9 protein-coding genes are annotated in these 13,617 nt (G+C 69.5%); 6 read left to right on the top strand and 3 right to left on the bottom strand.

Going from position 1 to position 13,617, the window contains the following annotated elements; all coding sequences use genetic code 11:
• Nucleotides 1-28 precede the first annotated feature (28 nt).
• Nucleotides 29-2,809 (top strand): Ig-like domain-containing protein, encoded by a 2,781-nt coding sequence (locus G154_RS17685; protein ID WP_019512739.1) that lies wholly within the window; start codon nt 29-31, stop codon nt 2,807-2,809.
• Between the two features lie 46 nt (nt 2,810-2,855).
• Nucleotides 2,856-4,760, top strand: coding sequence for an ABC transporter family substrate-binding protein (locus G154_RS17680; RefSeq protein WP_019512738.1), 1,905 nt, complete (start codon nt 2,856-2,858; stop codon nt 4,758-4,760).
• A 14-nt stretch (nt 4,761-4,774) separates the two neighbouring features.
• Here G154_RS17680 and G154_RS17675 read toward each other — a convergent pair whose 3' ends face one another.
• Together G154_RS17675 and G154_RS17670 are read right to left on the bottom strand one after the other, a co-directional pair.
• Nucleotides 4,775-6,442, bottom strand: coding sequence for a dihydroxyacetone kinase subunit DhaK (locus G154_RS17675; protein ID WP_023986136.1), 1,668 nt, complete (start codon nt 6,440-6,442; stop codon nt 4,775-4,777).
• Between the two features lie 45 nt (nt 6,443-6,487).
• Nucleotides 6,488-7,726 (bottom strand): chloride channel protein, encoded by a 1,239-nt coding sequence (locus tag G154_RS17670; RefSeq protein ID WP_019510521.1) that lies wholly within the window; start codon nt 7,724-7,726, stop codon nt 6,488-6,490.
• A 17-nt stretch (nt 7,727-7,743) separates the two neighbouring features.
• Here G154_RS17670 and mshB point away from each other — a divergent pair, with 17 nt between their 5' ends.
• Together mshB and G154_RS17660 are read left to right on the top strand one after the other, a co-directional pair.
• Nucleotides 7,744-8,595, top strand: a complete 852-nt coding sequence (gene mshB, locus G154_RS17665; RefSeq protein ID WP_019510520.1) for an N-acetyl-1-D-myo-inositol-2-amino-2-deoxy-alpha-D-glucopyranoside deacetylase — start codon at nt 7,744-7,746, stop codon at nt 8,593-8,595.
• 187 nt (nt 8,596-8,782) lie between these two features.
• Nucleotides 8,783-9,109: a hypothetical protein gene (locus G154_RS17660; RefSeq protein ID WP_019510518.1), complete on the top strand. Its 327-nt coding sequence runs from the start codon at nt 8,783-8,785 to the stop codon at nt 9,107-9,109.
• Between the two features lie 7 nt (nt 9,110-9,116).
• Here the strand turns inward: G154_RS17660 and G154_RS25610 are convergent, their stop codons facing one another.
• Entirely contained in the window at nt 9,117-10,244 is a 1,128-nt protein-coding gene (locus G154_RS25610; protein WP_131701319.1) for a hypothetical protein, read from the bottom strand.
• A 186-nt stretch (nt 10,245-10,430) separates the two neighbouring features.
• On the opposite strand from G154_RS25610, the gene G154_RS17650 reads away from it, so the two are divergent.
• Nucleotides 10,431-13,001 (top strand): bifunctional FO biosynthesis protein CofGH, encoded by a 2,571-nt coding sequence (locus G154_RS17650; protein WP_019510516.1) that lies wholly within the window; start codon nt 10,431-10,433, stop codon nt 12,999-13,001.
• Between the two features lie 132 nt (nt 13,002-13,133).
• Nucleotides 13,134-13,598 carry a DUF2231 domain-containing protein gene (locus G154_RS17645; protein ID WP_019510515.1) on the top strand — a complete coding sequence of 155 codons (465 nt, stop codon included), beginning with the start codon at nt 13,134-13,136 and terminating at the stop codon, nt 13,596-13,598.
• Nucleotides 13,599-13,617 lie beyond the last annotated feature (19 nt).

Raw genomic sequence — 13,617 nt, 5'->3', positions numbered from 1 at the left:
CGTCCGGGCGGGGCGGAGGGGGCATCCGATGGCACAGCGATCTGATATCGGGCGGCATCGCAAGGAACCGGCGGCACCGTTGCGCCGGCCCATCGGCCGGGCGGGCGCACTCGCCGTGGCGCTCGGGGTGGGGGTGGCGCTCTCCAGTGGGCTGAGCGCTGCGGTGGCGCACGCCGAGGACGCCCCGAACACCGCCGACTCCGCGAACGCCGGCGGCGTCGACACGGCCACACCGGATCCCGGTCAGACATCGGGAATCGGTGGTGAGGACGACTCCGAGCGACCATCAGCCGACCCCGTCGCCGAGTCCACCGGCGAGGGCGAGGCCGCCGACGAGTCCGCCGAGGAGCTCGAGCCGCCCGACGATGCCGAGCCGAACCGTCAGCGCGAGCGGTCGCAGGAGCGGGCACCGATCACCGGCGACGCGCACGAGGATGATCACGGCCAGGACCCGGTCGAGGGGGCGACCACCGAACTGTCCGTCACCGAACCAGCACCCCTCGAACCCTTTCTCGAGCTCGAATCGACGTCAGCGCAGCCGCCCCTAGAGGTGGCGCCGGTGCCGCTGCACGAGCTGGGCGCCGCGGCGACGCTGCAGGCCAAGCTGATCCCCGAATCTGCTGCGGTGCAAGATAATTCCCTGGCCGTCATCGCCACCTCCGGTGCGCCCGCCGCATCGAATGATCCATGGGGTCAGGTCGGGGCACCGTTGCTCTGGGCGGCCCTGTCCTTCGCCCGCCGTGAGGTCGCCGCCGACAGCGAATCAGCGACCGGCGCCGGGTCGCCGGTCGCCGCGCGCACGGTGTCACCGACGGCCACCGCACCCGTCGGCGCCGCCACATCGGCGGCCGGCGCCGCGCCGAACCTGTTCGAGGTCATCGGTACGACGGTCGGCCGCATCATCAACGGTATCGGGACCTTCATCAGCACGGCCCTGTCCAATCTGGTGGCCGGGCTGCAGAACATCATCGCCCGGTTGTTCAACGCACCGCCGGTGGCGCGCGCGGACGGTTACAGCACCATGCAAGACGCCGCACTCACCGTGGCGACGGGCGACGGTGTGCTGGCCAATGACACTGATGCCAACGGCAATCCGGTCACGGCCCGGTTGGTGACGGGCCCGTCCCACGGGACGCTGACGCTGAACTCCGACGGGTCGTTCACCTACACCCCGACCGCCGGCTTCGGCGGCGCCGATTCGTTCAGCTACCGCGCCGATGACGGGTTCGCCGCGAGCGGGCCCGCCACCGTGACACTGACGGTGACGCCGGTGGCGCAGCCCAATCAGCCCCCGGTCGCAGTCGACGACTCCTACACCACGGCCGAAGCCACCACCCTGGTGGTGCCGGTGGGTTCCGGGATTCTGGCCAATGACACCGATGACGGCACCACACCTCTTGCGGCGCAGCTGGTTACGGGGCCGAGCCACGGTGATGTGACGCTGGCGGCGGACGGATCGTTCACCTACACCCCGGACGACAATTTCAGCGGTACCGACTTCTTCACCTACAGCGCAGATGACGGTGCCGTGACCGGTAACAGCGCCACGGTCAGCATCGTGGTCACCGTGCCGGGCGGTGTGCCGCCGGTGACCACGGTGGGTGAACCAGACCAGGCCAGCGGGCTGGTCACCGGCCGGGTCACCGTGGTCTCGCGCACCGGTAACCCGGTCGCGTATTCGCTTGCCGCACCTATCGATCCGACACTCGGGACGGTCACCGTCGATCCTGCCACCGGGCAATGGACCTTCACGCCCAACCCGCAGGCCCGGCTCGACGCCAACCCCGCCCCTGCGGCAGCGGTCTTCACGCGCGCGGCCGCGGCCACCCAGCAGACCGTCACCTTCGTCATCGTGGCCACCGACGGGGTCAACGTGGTGGCGGTGCCGGTCGCGGCACCCATCGACCCGACCACCGCGGCAACGACCGCGACCATCGAGCTGGGCGCCGCACCGACCGACGCGGCGGTGATCGGAGACCGGTTGTATGTGGCTGCCGGTGGTCGTGTGCTGGTGTTCGACACCGCGACCAACGCGAAGATGGGGGAGTTCCAGGCCGGCACCAACCCGACCACCCTGACCGCCGTCGGCAACAAGCTCTACATCAGCGAATCGCCCCCGGCCGGTGGCAACGGAACGGTACGAGCCTATGACACCGTCACCGACACCGTGGTTGCCGTCATCCCGGTGGGGGAGAGCCCATCGGACATGCAACTCGTCGGGTCGCTGCTCTACGTCGCCAACGTCGACAACGCGGGATCGCCCGCCACCGTCATCGATACGCTGACCGACACCGTCGTGGGCACCGCGCCGGTCGGTATCGCCCCCTTCGGACTGGCCGCGACCGACACCCGGCTGTTCGCGGCGAACTACGTGTTCGGCACCGTCACGGTCGTCGACACCATCGACAACACCCAGATCGACGTCGACCCGTCGACGCCGGCGATCGATCCGATCGTGTTGACGGCTCCCTTCACCAACCCGCTGGTGGCGCTGGCGATCAGCGGTGATCAGCTCTACGTCGCCAACGTCGGGGGCAACACCGTCCTCGTCATCGACACCACGACCTACGCCAAGATCGGCGAGATCGACGTCGGGGCGACGTCGCTGGGCGTGACCGCGGCGGGTGACCGCGTGTATGTGGGCCTGAGCGACGGCACCGTCGCGGTGATCGACACCTCGTCCAACACCGTCGTCGACCCGGTCGCGGTGGGCGCCGGCCCCAATCGATTCGCGGTCGGTGACGGCCGGATCTACGTCGTGAATGCCCAGGCCACGACGGTATCGGTGATCACCGATACCGGCCTGTAGACCGTCTGGGCGAGGTCCGGCGGTACCGCCGGATACCCTGAACGGCGTGCCGACAGCCCGACGACTCACCACCACTGTCGCCGTCCTGTCGGCGTTGCTGCTGGTGGGCTGCACGGTCAGCCCGCCGCCGGCCCCGCAGAGCACCGAGACGACGCAGACCCCGCCACCACCGCCGGCGAAGGCCATGCAGATCATCATGGCCATCGACGCGATCGGCGCCGGGTTCAACCCGCATCTGCTCTCGGACCAGTCCTCGGTGAACGCCGCCGTCGCCGCGTTGGTGCTGCCCAGTTCGTTCCGGCCGATCCCGGACGCGAACACGCCCACCGGGTCCCGCTGGGAGATGGACCCCACCCTGCTGATCTCGGCGGAGGTCACCAACGAGGAACCATTCACGGTCACCTACAAGATCCGCCCCGAAGCGGCCTGGACCGACAACGCGCCCATCGGTGCCGACGACTTCTGGTACCTGTGGCGCCAGATGGTCAGCGTTCCCGGGGTCGTCGACCCGGCGGGTTATGACCTGATCACCGGGGTCCAGTCGGTCGAGGGCGGGAAGACCGCCGTGGTGACGTTCGCCCAGCCCTATCCCGCCTGGCGCGAGCTGTTCAACAACATCCTGCCCGCGCACATCGTCAAGGACATGCCCGGCAGCTTCGGTGCCGGGCTGGTGCGCGCCCTGCCGGTCACCGGTGGCCAGTTCCGGGTGGAGAGCATCGACCCGCAGCGCGACGAGATCATGCTCGCCCGCAACGACCGATACTGGGGTCAGCCCGCCGCCCCCGACCAGATCCTGTTCCGGCGGGGCGGATCACCTGCCGCCCTGGCCGATTCGATTCGAAACGGCGACACCCAGGTAGCCCAGGTGCACGGTGGGCAGGCCGCGTTCGCCCAGCTGTCGGCGATCCCGGATGTGCGCACCGCCCGGATCGTCACGCCGCGCGTGATGCAACTGACCCTGCGCGCCCAACAGCCGGAGCTCACCGATCTGCGGGTGCGCAAGGCGCTGCTGGGCCTGCTCGACGTCGACCTGCTGGCCGCCGTCGGCGCCGGCTCGGACAACACCGTGACGCTGGCGCAATCGCAGGTGCGTTCCCCGTCGGATCCGGGTTATGTGCCCACCGCCCCGCAGGCGATGAGCCAGCAGGATGCGCTGGCCCTACTTGCCGACTCGGGGTACCAGATCACCCCGGTATCTCCCACCGCGACGGCGACGCCGGGAACACCGGCGCCCGATGAAGCGCGCGGTCAGCTCATGCGCGACGGCGAACCGCTGACATTGGTGCTCGGTGTGGCCGCCAACGACCCCACCTCGATCGCCGTCGCCAACACCGCCGCCGACCAGTTGCGCAGTGTCGGCATCACGGCCTCGGTGTCCGCGCTGGACCCGGTGAAGCTCTATGGCGATGCGCTGGTCGACAATTCGGTCGACGCGATCGTCGGTTGGCATCATGCCGGCGGCGATCTGGCCACCGCACTGGCCTCGCGCTATGGCTGCCCGGCGCTGGAGGCCACCGCCGTCTCGACCGTCACGCCCACCCCCAGCGTCACGGTGACCACCACGACGCCCACCTCCGGCACCCCTGCCAGCCCGGCGCCGCCGCCCAAACCGCCGACGACCACGGCACCGACAACGCCGACGACGACCGTTACGACCGCGCCCCAAACGCCCAGTGGTCCAGGAGAGTTGGTGCAGGCGCCCAGTAACCTGACCGGGATCTGCGACCGCGGCATCCAACCGAGGATCGATGCCGCGCTGCGCGGCACCGAGGAGATCGGGAAGGTGATCGACGCCGTCGAACCGCGGCTGTGGGAGATGGCCACGGTGCTGCCCATCCTGCAGGACACCACCATCGTGGCCGCCGGCCCGCATGTCGCCGGGGTGAGCCTGAGCGGAGCGGTGCCGGTCGGTATCGTCGGCGACGCGGGCAAGTGGGTCAAACAGCCCTGACGCTCAGCCGTCGATCAATTCGGCGAGCTTGGCGCGCACCGCACATCCCGGCGCCGGCCGTCGATGCGCTCGACGATGGCGGTGAGCACCACGACGACGGCCAGTGCGCCGGGATCGGTGGTGCCGATCGCCTTGTCGCCGACATAGCTGGACCGCCCGCGCTTGCCGACCATCGAACTGGTCGCGGCCGCACCGTCGAGGGCGGCGGTCAGCGCGTCGTCGTCGAGCGCGCCCCGTGGCGACTTGCCGTCCCAGCCCGCCGGATGCAGCGCGTCGACCATGGTGCGATCACCGACGCGCGCGCCCCCGGCGCGGGTGATCGCCGCCACCCCGTCGCGCAACCCCTCGGCCGCGCCCGCTGAGCCTTTCGCGTGGACACTGGCCGCGACCCTACCGAGGACCAGGCCGAACAGCGGCCCGCTGGAGCCGCCGACGTCCTCGGCGAAAGCCGTTGCCAGAGAATGCAGATCGGCGGTGAGGTCGGCGTCGGCGCCTGTCCCGCGACGGACCGCCGCCTGCAAGGCGTTGTCGAGATTGGTGCCGATATCCCCGTCGCCGGCCCGCCGGTCGAGATCGTTGAGTGGCTCGCGGATCCGGGCCACGTCGTCGGCGAGCTGACCGAGCCATGGCGACGGTTCACCCGCCGGCTGCCTCGCCTGGTCCCCGGTGATGATCATGTCGGCGGGCACCGGCGACGGCAGAGCGGCGGTGCGATGCGGTGCACACCAGTCCTGGAGCCATTGCTCGTCGCCCACCGCGGTCACGGTGATCGAGAACCCGGCCATGTCCAGTGCGGAGACGAACGTGCCCGCCACCGCACTGCGCAGCGGCACCCCGCGATCGGCCAATGCCCGCGCGACCTCGGCCAGCACATGCCACAGCTCCAGATCCCCGGTGCCGCCGAGGCCGTTGACCAGGACGAGAACCCCGGCGTCGGTGATGTCGAGATCATCGAGCAGCTCACCGACCATCCGCGTCACCAGCGCGTCCAACTCGGGGCGGACGATCGACTCACGGGCCGCCTCACCGTGGATACCGACGCCGTATTCCAGGGTCCCTGGTGCCACATCGAAGGCGGGCCGGTCCGCGCCGGGCGGGGTGCAGGCGCGCTGAGCCACCGCCAGCGAGCGCGATGATGCGACGACCGCCTGACCCAGCTCGACAAGCTCGGGTAGCGAGAGACCGCGATCGGCGGCGGCGCCGAGGATCTTCTCCACCACCACCGTCGCGCCGGTGCCCCGCCTGCCGACATCCTGGCCCTGCGAACCGAGATCGTCATCGACGAGCACGCGATCGACCTCGATACCGTCCGCGCGCAATCGTTCGGCGGCGATCGCGAAGTTCAGCACGTCGCCGGTGTAGTTCTTGACGATGTGCAGTACGCCACCGTCGCCGGCGACTTTCGCACTCGCCGCGTGGATCTGGCGATTGTGCGGTGAGGTGAACACCTCACCGGGACAGACCGCATCGAGCCCGCCGCGACCGAGGAAACCGGCGTGCATGGGTTCGTGGCCCGCCCCGCCACCGCTGACCAGCCCGACCCGGCGCGCCGGATCGGGGTCCCTGGCCCAGGTGTAGATCGGGTCGAGGTGCACCCCGACCCGGGTGCCACCGGTCGCGGCCAGTGCGGACAATGCGTGCCCGGATGCCGATGGCACCGCCGAGTAGAAGTTCGTTCCCATCAGGTAGTCCTTCCGGTGGGTGGCCGATGCCCTCGACCGTACCGATCACGCACGATCGGCGGTGCGGTGCCACACCTGGGTGGCCGTGAAGGCCGCAAGGGCGAACACCGCGAGCAACCAGATCGGTGGGTGTGCCAACTCCCAGACGAACACCGCGGCGAAGACCGGTGAGCGTTGGGTGATCGCCAGCACCCCGGCCGCGCACGTCAACGCCAGCGCCGCGGTGTTGACGTGGACTCCCGTCATCGGCGTGAGCTCGTTGATCAGCAGTGCCACAAGGCATCCCGCGGCAGCGCCGGTGGCCAGCGCCGGTGTGAGCAGACCGCCGACGGCACCCGCGCGCAGGAACAGTGCCGTCAGAACGGGTTTGAGTAACAGGATCGCCAGCGCGGAGGGGATGCTCAGCTGGGTGTCGATGCTGACCACCAGGATGCTGTGCCCGTTACCGGGCAGCTGCGGCCACCACAGTGAGCAGATGCCGGTCAGCAGACCCGCACCGGCGATGGCAGGCACCAGCCACCGCCCTGCAGGCGGTGCGCCGCGGGTTGCGGTGACACGGAGGAACATTGCCGCGACACCGGCGGACAACGGTGCGATCAGGATGGCCAGGGCGACGAACAGGTAGGACAGGCCTGCGTCGGGCCAGCGCAGTGAGTGCTCCAGGTGGGTGACCGGGGCGGCGACGGCCACCGCGAGGCTCGAGGTGATCAATGCGGTGCCCACCACCCGCGGGTGCCAGCTGCGCGCCAGGATGCTGATGGTGAACAGGGCACCGCCCAACGGCACGCTGTACACCGCGCCCAGCCCGGCACCGGCGGCGCAGAACAGCAGGATCTCCTTGTCCCGCGCAGTCAGATCCAGCCGCGCGGTGGCGGCGTCGGCCAGTACCGCGGCCAACTGGCGCGGTGCACCTTCGCGGCCCAGCGATGCCCCGGACCCGACCACCAGCACCTGCAGTCCGGCGTCGACGGCCATCGGGCCGCGGGCCAGCGGCCGGTGCGAGGCAATCGAGGCGGACAGCCCGGGCACCGCGGTGCGCCGCCGCAGCCACCACCAGCCCAGCCCGGCGAGCACACCGCCGACCGCAGGCCCGAGGACGCGCCGCAGCGGATCGCTGGCGCTCACACCCTCGAGTAGGCTGCCGAACCGGTAGTGATAGGTCAGGTGCTCGATTCCGTGCAGCGCCACGGTGGTCGCCGCCCCCGCCACGCCGGCGAGCAGGCCGGTCGCCAGGATCGCGCAACCGAACTGCAGACCTCGGCGTCTCGCATCGGGTGGCGGCACACGGTAAACCTAGGGGAGTGGAAACGCCGCGGCTTCTCTTTGTCCATGCCCACCCCGATGACGAATCGCTGACCACCGGAGCGACGATCGCCAAGTATGCCGCCGCCGGTGCCGACGTGCGGGTGGTCACCTGCACGATGGGCGAGGAGGGCGAGGTCATCGGCGAGCAGTGGGGCGGACTGGCCGTCGACCACGCCGATCAGCTCGGCGGCTACCGGGTCGGCGAGCTGACCGCGGCGCTGGCCGCCCTCGGCGTCGGGGCCCCGCACTATCTCGGCGGAGCGGGCCGCTGGCGGGACTCCGGTATGCCCGGCACGCCGGCCCGGCACCGGCAGAGCTTCGTGGCGGCGCCGTTGGCCGATCCAGTGGCCGAGTTGGTCGCCGTCATCACCGATTTCCGTCCGCATGTCGTGGTCGGCTACGACCCCAACGGCGGGTACGGCCATCCCGACCACATCCGGGTGCACGAGGTCAGCACCGCCGCCGTGGCCGCGGCCGCCGAGGCCGGGTGGGCGGTGCCGAAGTTCTACTGGACGGTCATGGCGGTGTCCGGGTTCGTCGAGGGGTTCCGCAACATCGGTACCCCGCCCGAGGATTGGGTGGTCATCAAGGCCGAGGACTTCACCTTCGGATTCCCCGACGATCAGGTCGACGCCGTCATCGACGCGACCGACCACCTGCCTGCCAAGGCCGCGGCCCTGCGTGCCCACGCCACCCAGGTGATGGTCGCCCCGGACGGGCGCTCCCTGGCGCTGTCGAACAAGATCGCGCTGCCGCTGTGGGGCATCGAGCATTACGTCCTGGTCGCGGGCGACCGGGGGGCCGACGGTGTCGAATCCGATCTGTTGGCTGGGCTGAATCTGCAATAGCCGGGCGCGGACGCGGTATGGTCACCGTCATGGACCCGGACTTGGATCCCAACCTGCAGCATCAGCAGGATCGCGCCGACAACTTCCAGTGGGTCGTCGGCTCGTTGGTCGCACTGCTCGACAGCATCCCGACCTGAGGGCCGATCATGCGGACGGGCCGGCCTGGCTGCCGCCCGTCGTCCTCGGTGTGCTCGCCCTCGACGGTGTGCTGACAGCGCTCGTTTCGGCGTTCTTTCTCCCGCTGCGCATCGGCGCGGTGCCCTTCCCGATCACCGTGGTGGTCAGTGGCGCGGTCAACGCGGCGCTGGTGTGGGTGGCCTTGCAGTGGACATCCTCGCCCCGACTCGCGGCCGTGCCGATGTGGGCCTGGCTGGCCACCGTGCTGGGGCTGGCGCTCGGCGGCCCGGGCGGGGACGTGGTGTTCGACGGCGCAGGTGTGATGGCTTACGCGGTGCTCCTGCTGATCGTCGGCGGGCTACTGCCGCCGGCGGCAGTGCTGCGTCGCCACCTCTGACCGCAGGTCAGCTTTCGGAACCCCCGGTGTCCGACGTGCCGTTCCCGGCGGCGCGGTCGGTGGGCTTGGTGTCATCGCCGGGGCTCGTGCGGTCACCGGTCGAGTTCTCCACGCTGCCGCCGGCCTTCTCGTCCGCACCGGCGGAGGTGCCGATATCGTCCGTGTCGAGGCCACCCGCCTGCGGGGCGGCCTGCTCGCGCAGTTCTTCGCGCAGCGTCTCCCGGAGGTCGTCCTGTTGCTCGTCGGCCTCATCAGAGACGTCTTCGTCATCGATCTGGCCGGATGTCTCGGGGGCGATATCGGGTTCCGGGCCGGTCTCGACGGGGGACTGCGGACTCGGGGTGCCGGCCTCCGGCTCCGGGGTGCCGTCCTCCGGGGTGGCCGAATCCGGCGTCGGGGTCGATGCCTCGGGCTCGTCCGGCGCGCTCTGCTGCTCGTCCGAAGACTCCGGTGCGGATTCGGGGGTGGCGGGGATCTGCACCGCCGTGCGCGCCCCCTCGACGGCCATCACGGCCTGAGACGCCGCGGCCAGGGGAAAGAACGGTGGCAGCGGCGGGAACAAGCTCAGGAACCAGTTGATCTCGGTGTTGACGAAGTTGCCGGCCGCAGCCACCGACTCGTTGAAGAAGTTCGTCAACCCCTGGCTGAAGTCGAGGGCGCCGCCGACCCAGTAGGCGAAGTTGAACACGCCGCTGGTGATGATCGGCCGGATCAGTGAGTAGTAGAAGATGTCGATCTGCGGGGTCAACAGGTTGACCAGCGGAATCCACTCGGTGGCGTACACCGCCAGGTTCACGCCCCAGTCCACCCAGGGCATCACCGTGTAATAGGCGTCGATGATGGCGTTGCCCAGTCCCGGTAGCGCAAGCGCGCTCGCCTGGGCGGCCGGTGCGGTGTCCAGTGCTTCGGCCAGCAGCTTCGGCAGCTCGGTCGGCCCGGCGTCGGGTGTGTTCGGGCGGACGGCAACCAGGGCGGCCGGCAGTGTGTCGAAGGTGCGCGTCTGGGCGGTCAACGCGACGCTGTCGTGGCGGACGGTCGGCGCGCTGGCCGGCGTCACCGAGGACGGTAGCGAGATACTTCCGGCGGCTACCACCGCGACGCCTGCCATCAGATATGGACGAACGCGTAACCGCATGACAGCTCCTGTGATCAGTCCCGACGTCGGATAACTTACGCGCTAGTCAGCGAGCTGGGAGGTATTCGGCGGACGGGTCGCGTCGCGGTGTCTCGTCGGAGGCTATCGTGACCTCTATGCCAGTGGCAGCTGTTTCAGATAGTGAGACGCGCGGATGATCCGCGCCGACAGCGGGGTTACACCGGAGTGGCTCTGAACCCCCAGCACGGCTCCGATCTGCCCAGCCCGGTGGTCCCGCCGAAGTCGAATCCGTCCGCGCTGCGGCGTGTGCTGCGCCGCGCCCGCGACGGGGTGACGCTCAACGTGGACGAGGCGGCCATCGCGATGACCGCCCGCGGTGCCGACCTTGCCGACCTGTGTGCCAGCGCGGCCCGGGTCCGTGACGCCGGTCTGGAATCGGCCGGCCGGCGTGGCGGGACCGGACAGTTGCCGGTCAGCTATTCGCGCAAGGTCTTCATCCCCGTGACCCACCTGTGCCGCGACAAATGCCACTACTGCACCTTTGTCACCGTCCCCGGCAAATTGCGTGCCGAGGGCAAGGGCATGTTCATGGAGCCCGACGAGATCCTCGACGTAGCGCGCCGCGGCGCCGAGCTGGGTTGCAAGGAAGCGCTTTTCACTCTCGGTGACCGCCCGGAGGCGCGCTGGGACGAGGCCGCGCAGTGGCTCGACGAGCGCGGTTATGACTCCACCCTGGACTACGTCCGGGCGATGGCCATCCGGGTGCTCGAGGAGACGGGCCTGCTGCCGCACCTCAATCCGGGTGTCATGAGCTGGACCGAACTCTCCCGGCTCAAGCCCGTCGCGCCGTCGATGGGCATGATGCTGGAGACCACCTCGCGACGGCTTTTCGAGACCAAGGGACTGGCCCACTACGGCAGCCCGGACAAGGACCCCGCGGTTCGGTTGCGGACCCTCGATGATGCCGGCAGGCTCTCCATCCCCTTCACCACCGGCCTGCTGGTGGGTATCGGCGAGACGCTCACCGAGCGGGCCGAGACGATGCATGCGATCCGTAAGTCGCACAAGGAATTCGGTCACGTCCAGGAAGTGATCGTGCAGAACTTCCGGGCCAAGGACCACACGGCCATGGCCGGTGTACCCGATGCGGGTATCGACGATTTCGTGGCGACCATCGCGGTGACGCGACTGGTGCTGGGGCCCAAGATGCGCATCCAGGCGCCGCCGAACCTGGTGTCGCCGGCGGAGTGCCTGGCCTTGATCGGTGCCGGTGTCGACGACTGGGGCGGGGTGTCCCCGCTGACGCCGGACCACGTGAACCCGGAGCGACCGTGGCCCAATCTCGACGATCTGGCCGCCGTGACCGCCGAGGCCGGTTACGACCTGGTGCAGCGACTGACCGCGCAACCGCAGTATGTGCAGGCGGGCGCGGCCTGGATCGACCCGCGGGTGCGTGGGCATGTCGACGCGCTGGCCGATCCGCAGACCGGTCTGGCCCGCGATGTGAACCCGGTGGGGCGACCCTGGCAGGAACCCGACGAGGCCTCGGAATCGTTGGGCCGCACGGATTTGCACACGGCCATCGATTCGGAGGGTCGGCGCACCGACACCCGCAGTGATCTCGACAGCGCGTTCGGGGACTGGGAGTCCATCCGGGAGAAGGTGTCCGAGCTCGCCGCTCGCGCGCCCGAACGTATCGACACCGATGTGTTGGCGGCGTTGCGTTCGGCCGAACGCAACCCGGGCGGTTGTACCGACGACGAGTACCTGGCGCTGGCCACCGCAGACGGCCCGGCGTTGGACGCGGTTGCCGCGCTGGCGGATTCGCTGCGCCATGAGGTGGTGGGCGATGACGTCACCTTCGTGATCAACCGCAATATCAACTTCACCAATATCTGCTACACCGGTTGCCGGTTCTGCGCGTTCGCCCAGCGCAAGGGTGACGCCGATGCGTTCTCGCTGTCCACCGACGAGGTCGCCGACCGCGCCTGGGAGGCGCACGTCGCCGGGGCCACCGAGGTGTGCATGCAGGGCGGTATCGATCCCGAGCTCCCGGTCACCGGGTATGCCGATCTGGTGCGGGCCGTCAAGGCCAGGGTTCCCTCGATGCACGTGCATGCGTTCTCGCCGATGGAGATCGCCAACGGCGTCACCCGCAGCGGGTTGTCGGTGCGCGAATGGTTGACCGAATTGCGCGCGGCGGGCCTCGGCTCCATTCCGGGTACGGCCGCGGAGATCCTCGACGACGAGATCCGCTGGGTGCTGACCAAGGGCAAGTTGCCTGCCTCGGAGTGGATCGACGTGGTCACCACCGCGCACGAGGTGGGGCTGCGGTCGAGTTCGACGATGATGTACGGGCATGTCGACACCCCCAAGCACTGGGTGGGTCACCTGAACGTGCTGCGCGATATCCAGGATCGCACCGGCGGTTTCACCGAGTTCGTTCCGTTGCCCTTCGTGCACCAGTCCTCGCCGCTGTATCTGGCCGGTGGTGCGCGGCCGGGGCCGACGCACCGCGACAACCGCGCCGTGCATGCGTTGGCGCGAATCATGTTGCACGGCAGGATTCCCAGCATTCAGACCAGCTGGGTCAAGCTGGGTGTCGAGCGAACCCAGGTGATGCTCAACGGCGGGGCGAACGATCTCGGCGGCACGCTGATGGAAGAGACCATCTCGCGGATGGCCGGATCGGAGAACGGGTCGGCCAAGACCGTCGCCGAACTCGTCGCCATCGCCGAGGGCATCGGCAGGCCTGCCCGGCAGCGCACCACCGACTACACCCCGCTGGCGGCCTGATCACCGACCCGGGCGGGCGGGGTGAGCGTAGCCTTGCCTGTGTCGGATCATGTTGCCGGAAAGGGTGTTTGGTGCGACGCTCGGCGGTCTGAGGGGGTATCTTCTGGATGCGCATATCCGAGGAGCGACGCCATGACCACTATTGCCGGAATCCCCGCTCATGCCCTGCTGGTGCATGGTGTCGTGGTGCTGGCGCCATTGACGGCCGCGTTGCTCATCCTCTGTGCGTTCTGGCGGGCCGCACGCACTCGTCTGGTGTGGCTGGTGCTGGCCCTGGCTGCCGGCGTCATGGTGCTCACACCGCTGACGACGTCGGCGGGTGAGTGGCTGTACAACCGCGAAGGTGAGCACAGCGCGATCCTCGAGCTGCATGAGGAGCGCGGTGAGTGGATGATCTACTTCGCGATCGGGTTGTTGCTCGTGGCGATCCTGCAGGCGGTTCAGCATGTGCGGGAGTCGCGCGCGGAGCGACCGAGTCGCGGGCTCGCGGTCGGAGTGGCGATCCTCGCCGTGGTGGTCGGTGTGTCCTCGACGGTCGGCGTGGTGCTGATCGGGCACTCGGGAGCCGAGGCGAAGTGGGGTGTCATCACCGAGTAGCCCGCCCGGGTGCGGGCTC

This window comes from Mycobacterium sp. VKM Ac-1816D, assembly GCF_000416385.1.
GTDB lineage: Bacteria > Actinomycetota > Actinomycetes > Mycobacteriales > Mycobacteriaceae > Mycobacterium > Mycobacterium neoaurum_A.
This window is presented reverse-complemented; position numbering and strand designations above follow the sequence as displayed.